General features: G+C 71.4%; 19 protein-coding genes. 2 read left to right on the top strand and 17 right to left on the bottom strand.

The window, feature by feature from the left end; translation table 11 throughout:
- Window positions 1–33: 33 nt before the first annotated feature.
- The 8 genes from DEI88_RS09750 to rplS form a co-directional block, all read right to left on the bottom strand.
- Window positions 34–819: a DNA-processing protein DprA gene (locus DEI88_RS09750; protein ID WP_181441174.1), complete on the bottom strand. Its 786-nt coding sequence runs from the start codon at window positions 817–819 to the stop codon at window positions 34–36.
- A complete protein-coding gene (locus DEI88_RS09755) occupies window positions 816–2,339 on the bottom strand; it encodes a YifB family Mg chelatase-like AAA ATPase (RefSeq protein WP_111013722.1) in 1,524 nt (507 codons plus the stop codon). The genes DEI88_RS09750 and DEI88_RS09755 overlap by 4 nt, the downstream gene beginning before the upstream one ends.
- Window positions 2,336–2,710: a YraN family protein gene (locus DEI88_RS09760; RefSeq protein WP_258370192.1), complete on the bottom strand. Its 375-nt coding sequence runs from the start codon at window positions 2,708–2,710 to the stop codon at window positions 2,336–2,338. Before DEI88_RS09760 ends, DEI88_RS09755 begins: the two co-directional genes overlap by 4 nt.
- Window positions 2,711–2,920: 210 nt before the next feature.
- On the bottom strand, window positions 2,921–3,274 hold the full coding sequence (locus DEI88_RS09765) for a histone-like nucleoid-structuring protein Lsr2 (RefSeq protein ID WP_111009282.1): 354 nt from the start codon (window positions 3,272–3,274) through the stop codon (window positions 2,921–2,923).
- Window positions 3,275–3,490: 216 nt separating this feature from the next.
- Window positions 3,491–3,814, bottom strand: coding sequence for a DUF2469 family protein (locus tag DEI88_RS09770; RefSeq protein WP_111009283.1), 324 nt, complete (start codon window positions 3,812–3,814; stop codon window positions 3,491–3,493).
- 28 nt (window positions 3,815–3,842) lie between these two features.
- Entirely contained in the window at window positions 3,843–4,589 is a 747-nt protein-coding gene (rnhB, locus tag DEI88_RS09775; protein WP_258374944.1) for a ribonuclease HII, read from the bottom strand.
- 83 nt (window positions 4,590–4,672) lie between these two features.
- The gene (gene lepB, locus DEI88_RS09780; RefSeq protein ID WP_111009284.1) at window positions 4,673–5,422 is read right to left on the bottom strand and encodes a signal peptidase I; all 750 of its coding nucleotides are present in this window, start codon (window positions 5,420–5,422) and stop codon (window positions 4,673–4,675) included.
- A gap of 125 nt (window positions 5,423–5,547) precedes the next feature.
- Window positions 5,548–5,898: a 50S ribosomal protein L19 gene (rplS, locus tag DEI88_RS09785; protein WP_111009285.1), complete on the bottom strand. Its 351-nt coding sequence runs from the start codon at window positions 5,896–5,898 to the stop codon at window positions 5,548–5,550.
- Between the two features lie 226 nt (window positions 5,899–6,124).
- Between rplS and map the strand changes: the two genes are divergently transcribed.
- Complete coding sequence (map, locus tag DEI88_RS09790) at window positions 6,125–6,916, top strand: type I methionyl aminopeptidase (RefSeq protein WP_111071457.1); 792 nt, start codon at window positions 6,125–6,127, stop codon at window positions 6,914–6,916.
- Window positions 6,917–6,919: 3 nt separating this feature from the next.
- Here the strand turns inward: map and trmD are convergent, their stop codons facing one another.
- The 8 genes from trmD to aroA all read right to left on the bottom strand — a co-directional run bounded on the left by trmD (window position 6,920) and on the right by aroA (window position 16,465).
- On the bottom strand, window positions 6,920–7,606 hold the full coding sequence (gene trmD, locus DEI88_RS09795) for a tRNA (guanosine(37)-N1)-methyltransferase TrmD (RefSeq protein WP_111037204.1): 687 nt from the start codon (window positions 7,604–7,606) through the stop codon (window positions 6,920–6,922).
- Between the two features lie 3 nt (window positions 7,607–7,609).
- Complete coding sequence (rimM, locus tag DEI88_RS09800) at window positions 7,610–8,218, bottom strand: ribosome maturation factor RimM (protein ID WP_111009288.1); 609 nt, start codon at window positions 8,216–8,218, stop codon at window positions 7,610–7,612.
- A gap of 19 nt (window positions 8,219–8,237) precedes the next feature.
- Window positions 8,238–8,474, bottom strand: coding sequence for an RNA-binding protein (locus tag DEI88_RS09805; RefSeq protein WP_111009289.1), 237 nt, complete (start codon window positions 8,472–8,474; stop codon window positions 8,238–8,240).
- 3 nt (window positions 8,475–8,477) lie between these two features.
- Window positions 8,478–8,888: a 30S ribosomal protein S16 gene (gene rpsP, locus DEI88_RS09810; protein WP_111009290.1), complete on the bottom strand. Its 411-nt coding sequence runs from the start codon at window positions 8,886–8,888 to the stop codon at window positions 8,478–8,480.
- A gap of 177 nt (window positions 8,889–9,065) precedes the next feature.
- On the bottom strand, window positions 9,066–11,177 hold the full coding sequence (locus tag DEI88_RS09815; RefSeq protein ID WP_111071456.1) for an oxidoreductase: 2,112 nt from the start codon (window positions 11,175–11,177) through the stop codon (window positions 9,066–9,068).
- Window positions 11,178–11,190: 13 nt separating this feature from the next.
- Window positions 11,191–12,009, bottom strand: coding sequence for an SDR family oxidoreductase (locus tag DEI88_RS09820; protein ID WP_111071455.1), 819 nt, complete (start codon window positions 12,007–12,009; stop codon window positions 11,191–11,193).
- Between the two features lie 143 nt (window positions 12,010–12,152).
- Entirely contained in the window at window positions 12,153–13,331 is a 1,179-nt protein-coding gene (locus DEI88_RS09825) for an acyl-CoA dehydrogenase family protein (protein ID WP_111009293.1), read from the bottom strand.
- A complete protein-coding gene (aroA, locus tag DEI88_RS09830; RefSeq protein WP_111071454.1) occupies window positions 13,328–16,465 on the bottom strand; it encodes a 3-phosphoshikimate 1-carboxyvinyltransferase in 3,138 nt (1,045 codons plus the stop codon). The genes DEI88_RS09825 and aroA overlap by 4 nt, the downstream gene beginning before the upstream one ends.
- Before the next feature lie 225 nt (window positions 16,466–16,690).
- Between aroA and DEI88_RS09835 the strand changes: the two genes are divergently transcribed.
- Window positions 16,691–17,830 carry a glutamate--cysteine ligase gene (locus DEI88_RS09835; RefSeq protein ID WP_111048870.1) on the top strand — a complete coding sequence of 380 codons (1,140 nt, stop codon included), beginning with the start codon at window positions 16,691–16,693 and terminating at the stop codon, window positions 17,828–17,830.
- Between the two features lie 51 nt (window positions 17,831–17,881).
- Here the strand turns inward: DEI88_RS09835 and ffh are convergent, their stop codons facing one another.
- Complete coding sequence (ffh, locus tag DEI88_RS09840) at window positions 17,882–19,438, bottom strand: signal recognition particle protein (protein ID WP_111009296.1); 1,557 nt, start codon at window positions 19,436–19,438, stop codon at window positions 17,882–17,884.
- Window positions 19,439–19,476 lie beyond the last annotated feature (38 nt).

Consider the following 19,476-nt stretch of genomic DNA (forward strand, 5'->3'; position numbering starts at 1 on the left):
CGCCGACACCGATTGCGTAGACGTAGAATCTGTCTATTTGCGTTTCCGCTGGAGGAACCGCCACCGCGTCGGCCGGACCCCGGGTGGCGCCTCGGCCACGACGGCCCCGCGCCGCATGACGCGGTGGAGGAGTTCCACGTTCGCCGCCGGGTAGAGCTGGTCGACACCGCCCGCGAGCACCGCCACGGTGGGTGTACCCGCAGCGAGGGCCACGCGGTGTGCCACCGCGTCGATCCCGTGTGCGCCGCCCGACACGACCAGCACGCCTGCATCGGCCGCGGCCGAGGCGAGGTCGGCCGCTGTCTCGGCTCCGTAGGGTGTCTCCGCGCGGGACCCCACCACCGCGAGCGATGGCGCGGACGCCCACCACGACGCGGGCGGGGCGGTGCTGCGCATCCAGAGCGCGAGCGGTGCGTGCGGGCCGAGATCCGCCAGCCGCTCGGGCCAGTCACGGTCCCCGGGAACCAGGAGTCGTGCGCCGACCGCCGCCGCCGCGTCGAGCACGCGATCGGGGTCGAGATGTCGCAGCCGCGGCGCCCAGCGGGCGAGCGCGGCGACGAGCGCCTGCACGAGTTCGCGGTGGTCCTCGTCGGCCACCGGAACCTGTGCGCGGCAGGCGTCGGCGATGCGGAGGGCGTCGTCGCCGCGCCTCACCAGGCGGAGCGCGTCCACCGCCCCCAGGGCGGCGACGAGGTGCCCGGCGACCGCGTCCCCCGGCTCCGTGACGACGGTCCAGAGCGCCGCGGCGACGGCCGTGTCCGGATCGCCGTCGTCCGTCCTGCCGACGCCGCGCAGGCGAGCGGCCGCGGTGGCGCTCACAGGGCGCTCCGCAGCGCGATCGCCTGACGCACGTGGTCGGTGTCGGGCCGCTCCTCGCCCGCCAGGTCGGCGAGCGTCCACGCCATGCGCAGGATCCGGTCGTACCCGCGCATCGTCAGCGTCCCCCGTTCGAGTCCGACATCGAGCGACCGTGTCGTCGTGGTCGGCAACGCGATGTCGGCGCTCCGGAGGTGGGTGCCGGGGACGTGGGCGTTGAGCCGCCACGGGGTGCCTCGCCAGCGCCGGGACATCGCGGCCCGGGCGGCGACGACGCGCTCTCGCGCCACGGCGGTGGTCATCGGGTGATCGACGTCGGAGCGGATGCGAGCAGGGGTGACCCGGGGCACCGCGAGCCGCACGTCGATCCGGTCGAGCAACGGGCCGGACAGCCGTCCGAGGTATCGACGCCGGGCGAGCGGCGGGCATTCGCACGGCGGTCCGGGGACGCCGTACCGGCCGCAGGGGCACGGGTTCGCCGCGAGCACGAGTTGGAAGCGTGCCGGGAAGTGCGCGCGTCCCACCGCGCGGTGGATGGTCACGGTGCCGGACTCGAGCGGCTGCCGCAGGGTGTCGAGCACGTTCCGGGGGAACTCGGTCGCCTCGTCGAGGAACAGCACCCCGTGTGTCGCACGGGACACGGCGCCCGGCAGGATGAGACGGCTGCCGCCGCCGATCAGCGCGACCGGGCTCGTCGAGTGGTGCGGGTGCTCGTACGGGGGCCGGACCGTCCACGACTCCGCGCCGTGGCCGGCGAGCGACCGGATGGCCGCCACCTCGAGCGCGGCGACCGGATCGAGGTCGGGCAGGAGGCCGGGCAACCGTTCGGCGAGCATCGTCTTGCCCGCGCCGGGTGGGCCGAGGAACAGCACGTGGTGACCACCGGCGGCCGCCAGGACGAGGGCGCGGACCGCGGTCGGGTTGCCGACGACGTCCGCCAGTTCCTTCGGTTCGGGGTCCGCCGCCGTGACCGCCGCGGCGGTCACGGGTTCGGCCGGCTCGGCGAGCAGGTCGGCTCCTGCCAGGATCGCGGCGTCGCGGAGGGTGACGACCGGCTCGACACGGATGCCGGGGACGTACGACGCCTCGGCGGCGTTGCCCGCCGGCACCACGGCACGCTCGGCACCCGCCTCGCGCGCGGCGGCGAGCATGGGGATGATGCCGGGGACGGGACGGACTCGCCCGTCGAGCCCGAGCTCGCCGATGTGCACCGTCCCGGCCGGGTCGGCGGGCACGACCCCCGCCGCGACGAACACCGCCATGGCGATCGCGAGGTCGAACCCGGAGCCGTGCTTCGGCACGGAGGCCGGGATGAGGTTGACGGTGATGCGCCGCGCGGGCAGCGCGCTGCCCGTGTTCGACGCCGCGGCACGGACCCGCTCGCGGGCTTCACCCAGGGCCGCGTCCGGCAGGCCGATGATGCTGAACGAGGGCAGCTGACTCGACAGGTGCGCCTCGACCTCGACCATGCGGCCGGTGATGCCGAGCAGCGCGACGGCCGTGGTCCGCCCGATGCCGCTCACGCGATGTCCTCGAGGTGCTCGACCGCGACGTGGTCGCCGACCATGAGGACCGCGACTGCGTCGACGCGGACGGCCGAGGCGCGAGCGACGCGGGGATGTGTCGCGCACCACTCGGCGGCGAGCCGGCGGAGCCGGGTGCGTTTGCGGCGGGTGATCGCCTCGAACGGGTGTCCTGCGGTCGTCACCGTGCGCGTCTTCACCTCGACCACGGCCACCGTCTGCCCGTGGCGCACCACGAGATCGAGCTCGCCGCTCGGGCCTCGCCAGTTCCGGTCGAGGACGCGGGCCCCCCGTTCCTCGAACCACCGCGCTGCGATGTCCTCTCCCGCCGCCCCGGTCCGGCGGTTGTGACCGCCATCGTCCTGTGTCACCTGCATCGTTCCTCCCGGACCGAGCCTGCCGAACCCGGGATCCACGCATTTCGCGTGGCGCCGATCGGTGGAAGGAATGCGATTCGGCTGGATTGTGGAGGACGGGCGGAATTGACAGGACGGATGTCCTGCTGAGAACACGAACGGCGGATCCGCGTGCGCGGATCCGCCGTTTCCCGACGGTCGTTCAGCGATCGTCGGAATGCGTCGTCAGTGGGCGGCCGCGTAGGCCTCCTGCACCGCCGCCGAGATACGGCCACGGCTGGAGACGTTGTGACCGTTCTCCTGCGCCCATTCCCGGATCTTCGCGAGATCGGCCGAGTTCCCGCGCTTCGCCGGGGTCTTGGTCGAACCCGATCCGGAACCCGAACGCCGGGCCCCCACCTTCCGCGCTGCGGCGATGTAGTCCGACAGGACTTCGCGGAACGCGTCGACGTGGTCGTTGGACAGGTCGATCTCGTAGGTCGCTCCGTCGAACGCGAACTCGACGGTCCGGCCGTCGCCCGCGCCGATCGGGGTGTCGTCGAGATCGTCCACCAGCTGAACGGTCACCTTCTGGGCCATGTGCACACTCCTTGCCCACCGTGGGGACGGTGGTTCTCCGGTCGTTGACGACGTCGATGACGTGGGGCATGCGGACATGTCCACGAATTGACGCCAGCACACAGCGTAACCATTCCGGATTGCACTCGCTCACGGAATTGCGGAATGCCGTCGAATTCGTCGGCGCCGGGTCCGTGATTTCACCCCGCCGGGGTGAACACTCCGTGCACGGCGCACCTACTCGTCGAGGGCGAGTTCCTTGGGGAGTTCGAGCTCCCGACTCGTCAGTTCCTCGACGTTGACGTCCTTGAACGTGAGCACTCGAACTGATTTGACGAAGCGATCGGAACGGTAGACGTCCCACACCCAGACGTCGTTCATGCTCAGTTCGAAGTAGAAGTCGTGCTCGGTGTCCCGCCGGACGAGTTCGACCTCGTTCGCCAGGTAGAACCGTCGCTCGGTCTCGACCACGTAGCGGAACTGGGACACCACGTCGCGGTACTCACGGTACAGCGCGAGCTCGACCTCGCGGTCGTAGTCGTCGAATTCGTCGTCATCCATCGCCGCACATCCTACGGCGCGACGAGCTTCAGGAGCGCTCGGGGTCGGCTCCCACGAGCGGGCGGGCCCCGTCGTCGACCGACGGGACCGCGTCGTCGACCGACGGGACCGCGTCGTCGACCGACGGGACCGCGTCGTCGGCGGACGGGACGTCCTCGTCGAGCTCGAACAGCGGCTCGACCTCGACGACGGGATCGAATCGGTGGAGCCACGACCGACGGTGGAGCGCGTGCGGACCGGCGGCACGGATGCCGTCGTAGTGCTCCGTTGAGCCGTACCCCTTGTTCGACGCCCAGGCGTAGTGCGGGGCCTCCTCGTGCGCGGCGACCATGAGGGCGTCGCGCCGCACCTTCGCGACGACCGACGCGGCGGCGACCGAGGCGCAGTCGCGGTCGGCCTTGACCCGCACGAGCACGTCGACCGGGTCGCGGAGCGCTCGGCTCAGCCAGTCGAACGAGCCGTCGAGGACCACGACCGCACCGTCCAACGCGATCCCGGCCGCGACGAGCTGGTCGATGCCGCGCGCCCCGGCCACTCCGAGCGCCGTGACGATGCCCTGCTCGTCCACGAGGTCCGCCGATGCCATCCCGACCGCGGTGGTCGCCCAGGCCTCGAGCCGCGGCACCAGCGCCTCACGCTTGGCGGGCGAGAGCAGCTTCGAGTCCGCGAGCCCGCTCGGCATCCGGCCGACCGCGATCGTGACCGCCGCGACCCCGACGGCCACGGGGCCGGCGATCGCTCCGCGACCGACCTCGTCGCACCCGATGACGGTCACGCGACCCTGCTCGAGCAAGGAGCGTTCCCATCGCAGGGTCGGCCGCGCAGGCCGCTTCGCGCCGCGCACTGCGCCCGCCGCCGTCACGAGTCCCGCTGCTCCACGCCCGCGAAGACGTCCGGGTAGTCGCCGAGCCACGACCACCGGCTCGTCGGCCACGAGATCACGAACGCGCGCCCCACGACGTCGGACTCCGGCACGAAGCCATGGCTCGGCGTCTGCCGGTTGTACCGGGAGTCCTTCGAGTCGTACCGGTTGTCACCCATCACCCACAGCGAGTGGGCCGGCACGGTGATCGAGAAGTCCGTGCCGGATGCGCGCGTCTCCCCCGCCGGCAGGGTGATGTACGGCTCCTTGATGGGCACGCCGTTCACCGAGAGCTGTCCGAAGTCGTTGCAGCAGGACACCTTGTCGCCCGGCAGCCCGATCACGCGCTTGATCAGGTGGTCGTCGCTGTCCGCGGTCCCGAGGCCGACCTGCGTGAGCAGCCACTCGGCGGCCTTGCCGAGCGCCGTGTGCGGGGTCAGGTCCGGGAGCTGCTCGCCGTCGAGCCATCCACCCGGGTCCTTGAACACGACGACGTCACCGCGCTTGAGTCCGACCACGTGCGGCACGAGTTCGTTCACGATGACCCGGTCGTTCGGGACGAGGGTCTCCTCCATCGACGCCGAGGGGATGTAGAACGACCTGATCAGGAACGTCTTCACGAGGAACGACACGAGCAGCGCCGCGAGGAAGATGATGACGAGGTCGCGGAGGAAGGTGAGCGCTCCATTGCGGCGGCGCGGCTCGCCCCGGCGACGGGTCTCCCCGTCGGTGATCGGTTCGGTCATTGACGTCCTGCTGGTCCTTGAACGGTGACGGACGAGACAGCGAAGGCCCCCCGTCCAGCGAACACGCTACATGGACGGGAGGCCCTCGCCGACGCTCGGCGCGCTGGCTGATCCTTCGAGGAGGATCAGGCTTCGCGCTTCTCCTTGATCTTCGCCTTCTTGCCGCGGAGCTCGCGGAGGTAGTAGAGCTTGGCGCGACGCACGTCACCGCGGGTCACGAGCTCGATGTGGTCGATCACCGGGGAGTGCACCGGGAAGGTCCGCTCGACGCCGACCTGGAAGCTGACCTTGCGGACCGTGAAGGTCTCGCGGACCCCGTGGCCCTGCCGGCCGATCACGACGCCCTGGAACACCTGGACACGCGAGCGCGTGCCTTCGATGATGTTGACGTGCACCTTGACGGTGTCACCGGCGCGGAAGGCGGGGATGTCGCTCTTGAGCGAGGCGGCGTCCACCTGGTCGAGGAGCTGGCTCATGATGTGTCACTCTCTGCGGCCGCGCACGGGTCGGTCGCTGATCGATGGGAAGATGTGGTGCGTGCCCCACGAGCGGCGGTTCCCCCGTGGCAGAACCAGGCCAGGGCACGGCTGTCCATCTTGCCACAGGCTGTATGGCCAGCGCCACCCGGGCCGTCAGCCGGGACCACGTCCCGCGCGGGGTCGGCGTGCCGAAGCGCGGCCCGTGCGGTGCAGGATGGTGTGCATGATCGAACTGCGCACCCCCGCCGAGCTCGACGGCCTCCGCACCGCCGGACGATTCGTCGCGGACGTCCTGGACGCGCTCGTCGACGCCACCGACGTCGGCGTCGACCTGCTCGACCTCGACGCGCTGGCCGGTCGGATGATCGCGGACCGCGGCGCGGAGAGCTGCTACGTCGACTACCACCCGTCGTTCGGCGCGATGCCGTTCGGCCGGTACCTCTGCACGTCCGTCAACGACGCCGCGCTGCACGGCCTGCCCCACGCGCAGCGCCTCGTCGACGGCGATCTGGTGAGCCTCGACTTCGCCGCGAGCGTGGACGGCTGGGTCGCGGACTCGGCCGTGACGGTCCAGGTGGGGACCCCGCGCGCCGAGGACCAGCGCCTCGTCGCGACCGTCCGGCGCGCGCTCGACGCGGGGATCGCCGCGGCGCGTCCCGGCAACCGTCTCGGCGACGTCTCGTCGGCCATCGGCTCGGTGGCCCGGGATGCGGGCTACCCGGTCAACCTCCAGTTCGGCGGCCACGGTGTCGGCCGCTCGATGCACGGCGACCCCCACGTCCCGAACGACGGCCGCGCGGGCCGGGGGATGGTCCTCCGTCCCGGTCTCGTGATGGCGATCGAGCCGTGGCTCATGGCCGGCACGGACGAGCTCTACCAGGACCAGGACGGCTGGACCCTGCGCAGCAGCGACGGGTCGCGGGCGGCGCACGTCGAGCACACCGTGGCGGTCACGGATAACGGCCCGGAGGTCCTCACGCTGCGCAGCGCCGAGCGGGCCGCCCTCCTCGCCTGACGTCTAGTCACCGAGGAGGTCCGGCCGGACCCGCCGCGTCCGCTCGAGCTGCTGCTCGTGGCGCCACGCAGCGACGCGCCCGTGATGCCCGCTGAGCAGGACCTCGGGGACGTCGAGACCCCGCCAGGACGCCGGCTTCGTGTAGCTCGGGTACTCGAGCAGGCCGTCCTCGTGCGACTCCTCGGTGAGGCTCTCGGGGTTGCCGACGACGCCCGGGACGAGCCGCCCCACGGCCTCGACGATCGCCATCGCCGCGACCTCGCCACCGTTGAGCACGTAGTCCCCGAGCGAGACCTCACGCACGGACGCGCGGGAGGACGCCCACTCGACGACCCGCGCGTCGATGCCCTCGTACCGGCCGCACGCGAACACGAGGTGTTCCTGCTCGGCGAGGGCACGCGCGGTCTCCTGTCGGAACGGCACCCCGGCAGGGGTCGGCACGACGAGGGTCGAGGACCGGTCGGGCCGCAGGAGCCCTTCGAGCGCGAGGCCCCACGGCTCCGGCTTCATCACCATGCCGGCACCGCCGCCGTACGGGGTGTCGTCGACGGTCCGGTGGCGGTCCGAGGTGTGGTCGCGGAGGTCGTGCACGTGCACGTCGAGCAGACCCCCCTGCCGCGCGCGACCGAGGAGCGAGACGTCCAGCACGCCGAAGAACTCCGGGAAGATCGTGACGATGTCGATCCGCACGGGTCAGTCCTCGTCGTGGTCGGTGGCGGACCCGTCGGCCTCCGCCTCCGACGCACCGGCGGCGTCCTCCGGGCCGTCGGCGGCGTCCTCCGGCGCTTCGATGACCTCCTCGAACAGCCCGGTCGGGGGCGTCACGGTGAGCGTGCCCCCGGCGATGTCCACCGACGGGACGATCGCGCTCACGAACGGGACGAGGACCTCGCCACGGGACGGCGTGTCGATCGCCAGCAGGTCCTGCGCCGGCAGGTGGTCGACCCGCGCGACCGTCCCGACCTCGACGCCCTCGCGGAGGACCCGGAGCCCGACGAGCTGGTGGTCGTACCATGCGTCGTCCTCGCCCGTCGGCTCGTCCTCGTCCTGCTCGACCCAGAGGATCGCCTTGACGAGCGTCTCGGCGACCGTCCGGTCGGGGACACCGACGAAGAACGCGACGGGGTGCGCGTTGTACCACCGGAGCTCCTGGAGCTCCAGGTCCTTGCCGGACCACGGCGAATCGTCCGGCACCTGGAGCGAGAAGACGGCTCCCGGGGTGAACCGACGGTCCGGGTCGTCGGTGTAGAGCTCGAGCTTGAGACCGCCCTTGAGCCCGTGCGCCTTGCTGAGTCGACCCACCCGGAGCTGGGTCGTGCGACTAGGAATCGGTGTCGACCACGTCGACCCGCACCCGCTGACCGTCGGCGAGCGCCGACACGAGGGTGCGGAGCGCCTTCGCGGTCCGTCCGGCGCGTCCGATCACGCGGCCGAGGTCCTCGGGGTGCACGCGCACCTCGAGGACCTCGCCACGCGGAGAGGTGGAGCTGGCGACGCGCACGTCGTCAGGGTGATCGACGATCCCCTTGACGAGGTGCGTCAGCGCGGATTCGAGCAAGACCTACGCCTCGGCGGCGGTCTCGTCGGTGGCGTCCGCGGCCGGAGCGGCCGGGGCCTGCTTCTCCGACTTCGGCTTGAGGACCGGCTTCTTCTTGTCGTCGGCGACGAAGGCCTGCTTCGGCTCGGCGGTCTTGACGGTGCTCGTCGCCGAGGCGTCGCCCTTGAACTTGCCCCAGTCACCCGTGAGCTTGAGGAGGGCGGCGACCTGCTCGGTCGGCTGCGCGCCGACGCCGAGCCAGTACTGCGCGCGGTCCGAGTCGATGTCGATGACCGAGGGCTCCTCGGTCGGGTGGTACTTGCCGATCTCCTCGATGACACGACCATCGCGCTTGGTGCGCGAATCGGCGACGACGACACGGTAGTACGGCGCTCGGATCTTCCCGAGGCGCTTGAGGCGGATCTTGACAGCCACGTTTGCTCCTGTTGCGTGTTCAGAGTGGTTGAACTGCCGACCGTGGGCGTGGGGGCACACGCGGCGAAAGCTCGGATGGAAGTCGCGCACCGCCTGATAGAGGGTCGGGCGGGCAGGACTCGACCGTTCATTCTTGCAGATGACCGGGAGGCTCGCCAACCGGCACGCGATCGGGCGTCAGGGAGCGAGCCGCCGGACCGCTTCGAGCGCCTCCGTGGTCGCGCGGACCGCGTCCACCGAACGGGCGTCCCGCGCACCGCCGACGACCGCGAACGGCACCCCGGTCGCCGCGAGTTCCGACGCCAGGTCGCTCGACGCCTCCTGCCCGGCGCAGAGCACCACCGTGTCCGCGGGCACGGCGACCGGTGTGCCGTCCTCGTCGAGGATCCGGAGCACCCCGGGCTCGATCCCCACGTACTCGCGCACCCCTCCGATGAAGCGGACCCCCGCGTCCCGGAGGCGGCCGAGCGCGACCCAGCGCGAGGTGATCCCCACACCCTGTCCGAACTTGCCGGAGCGGCGGAGCACGGTCACGTCGTGCCCCGGCCGGAGCGTGCGGGCAGCGGCGGGTTCGCGCTGCGGCAGGTCACCGACGAGCCCGTCGAAGCCGTCGAGCCCCCAGCGCTCGTCGAACTCCGCGGCCCGACGTGACTCGTCGGGCGACTCCACGAGGAACGCGGCCGTGTCGACACCGATCCCACCGCCGCCGATCACGGCCACGCTGCCCGCGGGAACGCCGTGCCGGAGCGCCTGCTCGTACGTGATGACGTGCGGCAGGTCCGCTCCGGGGATCGTCACCGTGCGGGGCACGACGCCGGAGGCGAGCACGACGCCGTCGCTGTCGGCGAGGTCGGCGGCGGTGGCGGTCCGGCCGAGCAGGACCTCCGCGCCGCGCTCGACGAGTTCCGCGTGCGCGGACCGGACCGGACCGGCGTAGTCCTCTTTCCCGGGGATGCGGGAGGCGAGCCCGAACTGCCCGCCGAGCTCGTCCGCGCGCTCCCAGAGTCGCACCCGGTGCCCGCGACGCGCCGCGTCGACGGCCGCCGCGAGACCCGCCGGTCCCCCGCCGACGACGTCGATCCGCTTCGGCTCGGCGGTCGGACGGACCGGGAACGCGACCTCACGAGCGGCCCGCGGGTTCACGAGGCACGACACCGGCTGACCGACGATCGACCGGTCGAGGCACGCCTGGTTGCAGCCGATGCACGTCGTGACCAGGTCGAACCGGCCGCGGAGGCTCGTGCTGACGATGGACGGATCGGCGAGGAACGGGCGGGCGAGGGCCACCGCATCGACGAGCCCGCGTTCGAGGACCGCCTCGACGTCGCGGAGGTCGGTCATGCGGTTCGACGCCAGCACCCGGACGTCCGGGCGGTCGGAGGAGCGCACGACGCGCGCGATGCGTTCGACGTACGACAGCCAGACACCGTGCGGCACGGCGGCCTGCACGGTCGGTACCCGGGACTCGTGCCAGCCGACCCCGACGCTGATGCCGTCGATCCCGGTCGGCAGCAGGTCGCGGACGAGTGCGTCGACGTCCTCCGGCGACGACGACCCCGGCATGAGGTCGACCCCGGACAGGCGGATCGTCACCGCGAGGTCCGGTACCGCGCTGCGGACGGCGCGTGCGACCTCCACGGCGAACCGCCGCCGACGCTCGGGGTCGCCACCCCATGCGTCGTCCCGCTGGTTCGTGAGCGGCGAGCAGAACTGGTTGACGAGGTAGCCCTCGGACGCCATGATCTCGACGCCGTCGAACCCGATGTCCCGAGCGGCCCGGGCCGCGTCGGCGAAGTCCTCGATCGTCCGGAGGACCTCGTCGTGGGTCAGCGCCTCGGGCACGACACCGCGCGCGGCCGCCCACGGCAGGGGCGACGGTGCGACGGCGCGCTGCGGCGCACCGTTCCGGTCCGTGAGCCCGGCGACCAGGGCGTAGCGACCAGCGTGGAAGAGCTGGGCGAGGATGGCGCCGCCCTCCGCGTGCACGGCGTCGACGGCGGTGCGGAAGCGGTCGTCGGTGTCCCCCACCCCGAACACCGCGAAGTCCGGGCCGCCGCGCGCCTCGTCGTTGACCGCGATGCCGCCGGTGATGAGCAGCGCCGCTCCCCCGGCGGCTCGCTCCCGGTAGAACGCGGCCATGCCGGCGCCACCGTCGTCGTGCACCTCGAGTCCGGTGTGCATGCTGCCCATCACGACACGATGCGGCAACGTGATCGGACCGAGCGACCACGGGGTGGTGGTGACGGCGAGCGGTGCGGCGGTCGTCAGCGGTGTCGACGGGTCGGACATGGGCGCGAGGGTCCTACTGCGGCAGGACGGCGTCGCGCAGCGGCGACGTCGTGTCCGACCAGAAGGGCGGCGCGATGACGGTGAGCCCACCGTCGACCGACAGCACCTGTCCGGTGATGTAGGACGCCTTGTCCGAGAGCAGGAAGTCGACCGCGTCCGCCATGTCGTCCGGGGTGCCGGGCCGCTGCAGCGGCAGCTTCTCGAGCACGGTGTGCATCGGGGCCTGACCGGGGACGTTCGAGTAGAAGTAGTCGAGCGAGTCGGTGTCGATGAGTCCGCCGTTGACCGCGTTGACGGTGATCTGCCGCGGACCGAACTCGACCGCCATGTACTTCATGTAGGACTCGGTCATCGCCTTCGCGGCGCCGAGCGCGGCGTACGTGGGGAACGCCCGCAGCGAGCCGTAGGACGTGACGACGACGATCCGACCGCCGTCGTCCATGAGCTCCGCCGCGCGCTGGGCGCCGAGCACGAACGACCGCGCGTTGGTCGCGTAGCTGCGGTCGAGGTGGTGGAGCTTCAGCTCCTTGACGGCCTTGAACGCGCTGGCTGCCGCGTTCGCCACGAAGTAGTCGAGCCGTCCGTAGGTGTCGCGGACGACGTCGAAGAGCGCGTCGATGGACTCGGGCTGCTCGATGTCGACCTGGGCGGTGATGCCGTCACCACCGGCGGCCTTGACGTCGGCGAGCGACTCCTCGGCCAGGTCGGCGTTGCCCTTGTAGGTCACGACGACGGTGACGCCGCGCGCGCCGAGCTTCTTCGCGAGCAGGCGGCCGATGCCGCGGGATGCGCCGGTGATGACGGCGACGGGTGCACTGGTGGTGTCGGCCACGGGGGTTCCTTGTCTCGCTGGTGCCGGCGCGTGCGCGCCGGTCGGGGGTGGGGCGGACGTCACGCGGGTGGGACGGTCACGCTGGTGCTGACGGTCGGGAGGCACGGGACGGGCCCGCCCCGCGCCTCCCGACCGAGGTCATGTCAGAATCGCGCCTGCCCGGTGACGACCGCGCGGCCGACCACGAGCTTCTGGATCTCGTTCGTGCCCTCCTCGAAGCGCTGCGCACGGGCGTCGCGGTACACGCGCTCGATCGTGTTGCGCTTCCAGTAGCCGGATCCGCCGTGCACCTGCAGGGCCTTGTCGGTGACCCGCGCGAGCATGTCCACGGCGACCATCTTCGACGCGCTCGAGAGCGTTCCCGCGTCGGGACGGCCCTCCTCGTAGGCGCGGGCGGCCTCGTACACCAGGGCCCGCGCGGCCGCGATGTCCGCGTAGTTCTCGGCGAGGTAGAACTGGATCGCCTGTCGGCTGCTCAGCTTCTTGCCGAAGGTCTCGCGGGTGTTCGCGTACTCGACGGCCAGTTCGTTCGCACGCTCGGCCAGACCGACGGCGCTCATCGCGACCGACACGCGGCTCGGCAGGAGGAACCCGCCGAGCGCGACCTCGAGCCCCTGGCCCTCCTCGCCGAGGCGCGCGGACACCGGCACCGGGACGTCGTGGAACTTGAGGATGGCGTGGTCGGTGCCCCGGATGCCCATGGTGTCCGAGTCGTCGATCACCTCGGCACCCGGCAGACCCGAGTTCGGCATGAGGAACGCGACCGTGCCCTCCTGGCCCGTCGACCCCTCGAGCCGCGCCGCCAGCAGCCAGTAGTCGCACTTCACGCCGAACGTGATGAGGTGCTTCTCGCCGTTCATGACGTAGGTGTCACCCTCGCGCCGGACGGTCGTGCGGATGTCCGCACCGGTACCCGCGGTCGCCTCCGTCAGCGTGAACGCCACGAGCGTGTCACCGGCGATCGACGGCTTGACGACCTCTTCGAGCTGCTCCGGAGTCGCGTACGGCGCCATGGCGCGCCACGTGCCGTTGATGACGTGCACGAGCATGCGGATCGAGCCGTGGGAGCGCGAGATGATCTCCATGATCTCGAGGTAGCGCGGGAACGGGATCCCACGACCGCCGAGCTCGACGGGCGCCGCCAGGCCCAGCCACCCACGCTCGCGCAGGTCCACGAGGACCTGCGGGGGGACCTGCCCGGTGCGCTCGATCTCGTTCGCGTAGTCCTCGCCGGGGCCGCGCACCCACGCGTCCACCTCGGCCTTGAGCTGCTGGAACGCGTCCTCGTCGAACGGGGCCACGGTCTCGGTCACCTGCGTCATGAGTTCTCCTTCTGGGCGACGAGCGCCGCGGCCTGCTCGCGCAGGACGTTCTTCTGGACCTTGCCCACCGCGTTCCGCGGCAGTTCGTCGATGTACTCGAGCCGCTCCGGCCAGTAGTACTTCGACACGTTGGCGTGCTCGAGGTACTGCTGCATCGCACCGAAGTCGAGGGTCTCGTCGTCACGCGACGACACCACGAACGCGCAGGCACGTTCCCCGAGTCGCTCGTCGGGCATCGCGACGATCGCGACGTCCGTGACGAGGGGGTGCTGGTACAGCAGGTTCTCGATCTCGACCACGGGGATCTTCTCACCGCCGCGGTTGATGACGTCCTTCACCCGGCCGGTGATGCTGAGGAACCCCTTGTCGTCGATCCGCGCGAGATCGCCGGTGCGGTACCACCCGTCCGGGGTGAACACGTCGTCGGTGAGGTCGGGGCGGTCGAGGTACCCGTCGAACATCGTCGGCGAGTGCAGCTCGAAGTTGCCCTCGCTCCCCACCGGGAGCTCGGCGCCCTCGTCGTCGACGATGCGCAGGCGGATGCCCGGCAACGCGCGCCCGTCGTGCCCGTATGCGTCCGCCGGGTCGTCGCTCGGGCTCGAGAGCGCGCCGAGGCAGGTCTCGCTCGTGCCGAAGGCGCCGAGGATCGCGCTCCCGAGCACCGTCGCGGCGCGCTGCGCGAGCGCGCGTGGGACCGCGGCGCCCGTGGGCACGAAGATCCGCAACGACGCGGGCTGCTCGGCCCCGGCCTCGACGAGGTCGACGAGGTCGGTCAGGAACGGCGTCGCGCACTGCACGAACGTCGCCCCGGCCGCTCCGAACGCCTGGTCGAGCGCCACGCGGCCGTCCCAGACGGGCTGGATCACCTGCGCGACGCCGAGGCGGAACGCCAGCAGCATGCCGTAGAGGAACCCGGTCTGGTGTGCCAACGGCGACGGGATGTAGATGCGGTCCTGGGCACCGAGGCCGGTCTGCGCGACGTGCATCGCGGTGGCCAGGCCCAGCGTCCGGTGCGGGTGCTGGACGCCCTTCGGCTCCCCCGTGGTCCCGGAGGTGAACAGCAGCTGGCAGATGTCGTCCGGACCGGGCGACATCGAGCGGATCTGCGCGGTGTCCGGTTGGACCGACTCGAGCGCGGTGTCGTAGTACCGCCAGTTCCACTCGGAGGCGTCGACGCGGTCCATGGCGTCAGCGGGCATCGGCGGCAGGTTCGTCGGGGTGTCCTGGTGCCCGCGGGCCTCCGACCGCAGGACCACGACGTGCTCGACCGCGAGCCGACGGTTCTGCGCAGCGGCCTCGTCCACCACGTCGAGCAGCTCGATCGCGGGCCGGCGCTTGCGGAACACGTTCGGCAGGAACACGACGCGGGCACGCGACCGCGCGAGCGTCATGGTGGTCTCACGCGGTCCGAACACCGGCATGATCGGGGTCGCGACGGCGCCGATCTGGACCGCGCCGAGCGTGATGGCGACGAACTCCCGCCAGTTCGGCAGCTGCATCGCGACCGACTCGCCCTTGCGCACGCCGAGCTCGAGCAGGAGCGCGGACACCTGGTCCGCCTCGTCCTGGAGCTGCTTCCACGTGGTCGTGACCGCGGCCGGTCCGCCGACCTCGATCACCGCGGCTCCGTCGGGGTCCGACTCGGCGAGTGCCCGGACGCGCTCGCTGAGCACGAGCGGCTCGGCGTCGATCCCCGCCGGGACCGCGGCCTCCTCGGCGGCGACGGCGCCGAGGTCCTCGGCGGCGTCCTCGGGGTCGAAGCCCTCGGCGGAGTCGGCCGCGGCGAGCGCCGCGGTGGCATCCCCGACCTCCATGTCGAGCCCGACCGAGTTCATCGCCTCGAGGAACGTCGGGTAGGAGATGCGGTACGCCCTCGGGTAGGTGAGCGCGGACACGCCGTCGGCCTTCGACGCCGCGACGGCGAGCGACATGAGCACGCGGTGGTCGTTGAACGACGACATCGGCGATCCCGTGAGCTGCTGCACCCCCGTGACGCGGAGCTCGTCCGCGCCCTGCTCCGCGCGGCCGCCCATGCGGTTCAGCTGCAGCATGGCGGCGACGCGATCAGACTCCTTGAGGCGGATGTGCGCGACGTTCCACAGGCGGCTCGTGCCCTCGGCGAAGGTCGCCATGGTGGACAGGACGGGCAGGAGGTCCGGGATCGGTTGGCAGTCGATGTCGAGTGGCCGGAGCGGCGAGCCGTCGTGCGTGATGCGCACGAACCCGGTCTCCTCGTCGATGCGCATCGGGACGCCCATCGCGGTGGCGAGGTCGAGGAACTCGCTCTCGGGGTGGTCGGTGTCGGCGGTCCGGAACGAGGTCATCCCACGCAGGAGCACGTCCGATTCGCGGATGCCCGCGGCGGCGATCCCGAACGCGGCCGAGCCGATGTCCGGCGGGATGACGTAGTCGTGCGGCGTCGCGCGCTGGTTCGCCGGCACGCGGTACTCGAGCCAGTCGTCCGAGACCTCGACGGTCAGACCGAACTGGCGCATCATCGCGACCGTCAGCTCGACGTAGGGCTGCTCGTTCAGGCGGCCGCCCGTGATGTGGATGCGGGTCTCCTGCTCGGCGAACGGGGCGACCAGGAGCAGTCCGGAGACCCACTGCGACAGGGTGCCGGCGATCGAGACGTCGCCACCGCGCGGCCGTCGGGGCTGCACGGTGATGGGCGGGCAGTCGTTCGTCGCCTCGAGTTCGACGCCCATCTGCGTGAGCGAGGTCAGGAGCGCCTTGATCGGGCGCCGCTGGAAGTACTTCATGCCCGTGAGCGTCATCGGGCGGTCGGCGAGTGCGGCCAGGCCCGTCATGAAGTAGAGGGTGGTCCCGGACGAGCCCATGTTGAGCAGACCGTCGGCGCCGCGGGAGCCGTGGTCGACGACGTCGGTGGCGACGTAGCGACCGCCGAGCCCCGTCACGAGGTAGTCGTTGCCCCGTCGCACGATGTCGACGCCGAGCGCCCGCAGCGTCCCGACCGTCCACTCGACCTGCCGCGTCGTGCTGATGCCCGACACGACGCTGGTGCCCTCCGCCAGTGACGCGAGGACCAGCGCACGATGCGCGTGGTACTTGGACACGGGGATGTCGAGTTCCCCGACGAGGGGTGCGGATGTCCCGCGGACGACCAGCTGCATGCGTACCTCATTCCGTGGCGGAGCGGATCCACCGTAGTCCTCGCCGAGCGCGGGTCGAAACCGCCGGGGGAACGACGCGCGGGAGCCGTTGTTGTGCGTGTCCGACAATGCACGAGGCAGGATGGGACCCGATCCGACAAACCGGCGCCCGACCCCGGGCGCGTGTCCCGAGCCGGCGACGGAGCCGTGTCCCCGGGCCCACCGACCGCCTCCGAAAGGCCGCGCATGGACATCGCGTTCACGTCGTCACGACCGTCCACGATCGGGATCGAGTGGGAGCTGCCGCTCGTCGATCGCACCACGGGCGACCTCACGCCGCGGGCGCCCGACGTGCTCCTCGCGGTGCGGGAGCGGTTCGGACACGACCGGGTCACGAACGAGCTCCTGACGAACACCGTCGAGGTCGTCTCGGGCGTCCACGACACCGTCCGCGACGCGGTCCGCGACCTGGCCGGCATCGTGACCGCGGTGCGCACGGCCGCTGACGTGCTCGACACCGACGTGATGTGCTCGGGTACGCACCCCTTCGCGCAGTGGGACCAGCAGGAGGTCACGCCCGACAGTGAGCGGTACACGACCCTCATCGATCGCACGCGCTGGTGGGGTCGCCAGATGCTCATCTGGGGCGTGCACGTCCACGTCGGCATCGACGACCGCGAGAAGGCCCTGCCGATCCTCAACGCGATGCTCGCGTCCGTGCCACACCTCCAGGCGCTGACGGCGTCCAGTCCCTACTGGGCCGGCGTCGACACCGGCTACGCCTCGAACCGTGCGCTCATGTTCCAGCAGCTGCCGACGGCGGGACTCCCCCCGCAGTTCGGTGCGTGGGCGAACTACGAGGAGATGGTGGACGACATGGTGCGCACCGGTGTCGTGGACGACCACACCGAGTTGCGCTGGGACCTCCGACCGTCGCCGAAGTGGGGGACGCTCGAGAACCGCGTCTCGGACGGCATCAGCACGGCGCACGAACTCGCCGCGGTCGCCGCGCTCGTGCAGTGCCTGGTGACCGAGGCGTCCGATCGGCTGGACGCCGGGGAGACCCTCCCCACCATGCAGCCCTGGTTCGTGCGCGAGAACAAGTGGCGTGCGGCCCGGTACGGGATGGAGGCGGAGATCATCGTGGACGCCGCCGGTGACGAGCGCCTCGTGTCCGACGACGTCCGCGACCTCGTCGTACGACTCGAGCCCGTCGCCGAGCGCCTGGGGTGCCTCGAGGAGCTCCACGGGCTCGACCGCGTCCTCGAGGAGGGCGCGTCCTACCAGCGGCAGCTCCGCGTCGCGGCAGAGCACGAGGACGACATGCGGGCCGTCGTCCGGTCCCTGGTCACCGAGCTCGGGGAGAGCATCGACGCGGTGCTGTGACCGCGCGACCGACGGGACGGACGGGAGGCGCACCGCACGTCCGTCCCGCCGCTACCGGTTCAGGAACTTGCCGAGCGCGGCCATCTCCTCTTCGGTGGGCGCCTTCGGGTTCTTCGCACCACCGAGCCCGAAGCCACCGCCGGTCGGCGCCGTCGGCGCCTGCGGTCCGGACGCGATGGCCGCGTTCTGCGCAGCGCGCTTGGCCGGGTTGCCCGCCTTGGACCCCTTCTTCTTCGGCTGCTGCCGCTTGCCCGCGTAGGACGCACCGGGAACCGGGCCCATGCCGGGCACCTGGGGGACGCCACCCTTGGCGACCGTCTTCATCATCTTCGCGGCCTGCTCGAACCGGTTCACGAGCTGGTTGACCTCGGTGACGGTCGACCCGGCACCGCGCGCGATCCGCAGGCGACGGGACCCGTTGAGGATCTTCGGCAGCGCACGCTCCTGCGGCGTCATCGACTGGATGATCGCCTCGGTCCGGACGATCTCGCGCTCGTCGAAGGAGTCGAGGGCCTCGCGCATGCCCTTCGCGCCGGGCAGCATGCCGAGCATGCTCTTGATCGACCCCGCCTTGCGGAGTTGCTGCATCTGCTTGAGGAAGTCGTCGAGCGTGAACGAGTCGGTCGCGATCTTCTCGGCGACCTTGCGGGCTTCGTCCTCGTCGAAGGCCTGCTGCGCCTGCTCGATCAGCGACAGGACGTCACCGAGGTCGAGGATGCGGCTGGCCATGCGGTCGGGGTGGAACGGCTCGAAGTCGTCGAGGTTCTCGCCCGTGGACGCGAACATGATCGGTCGGCCCGTGATGCTGGCCACCGACAGCGCGGCACCACCGCGCGCGTCGCCGTCGAGCTTGGACAACACGACACCGGTGAAGTCGACGCCCTCTTGGAAGGCGCGCGCGGTCGCCACGGCGTCCTGACCGATCATCGCGTCGATGACGAACAGGACCTCGTCCGGGTCGACGGCCTTGCGGATGTTCGCCGCCTGCTTCATGAGCTCGGCGTCGACGCCGAGCCGCCCGGCGGTGTCGACGATGACGGTGTCGAACTGCCGGTCCACCGCGACCTTCATCGCGTTCTTGGCGACCTTGACCGGGTCCCCGACACCGTTGCCCGGTTCCGGCGCGTAGACCTCGACGCCGGCCTGCTCGCCGACCACCTGGAGCTGCGTGACCGCGTTCGGCCGCTGCAGGTCCGCGGCGACGAGCATCGGGGTGTGGCCGTCCTTCTTGAGCCACTTGCCGAGCTTGCCGGCCAGCGTCGTCTTGCCCGCGCCCTGGAGGCCCGCGAGCATGATGACCGTCGGCGGGCGCTTCGCGAACTCGAGGCGGCGCTGCTGGCCGCCGAGGATCCCGACGAGTTCCTCGTTGACGATCTGGACGACCTGCTGGGCCGGGTTCAGCGCCTTGTTGACCTCGTCCGACAAGGCGCGTTCGCGGACCGACGCCGTGAACGACTTGACGACCTCGAGCGCCACGTCGGCGTCGAGCAGGGCACGCCGGATCTCACGGACGGTGCCGTCGACGTCGGACGGGGTGAGTCGACCCTTGGACCGGAGGTTGCGGAAGGTCTCGGTGAGCCGATCGGAGAGTGTGCCGAATTGCGCCATGGTCCCGTGATTCTACGCGCCGGACCCGTGCCGTGCCT

Origin of the sequence: Curtobacterium sp. MCBD17_003, assembly GCF_003234885.2 — a bacterium.
In the GTDB taxonomy this organism is placed as follows: Bacteria; Actinomycetota; Actinomycetes; order Actinomycetales; family Microbacteriaceae; genus Curtobacterium.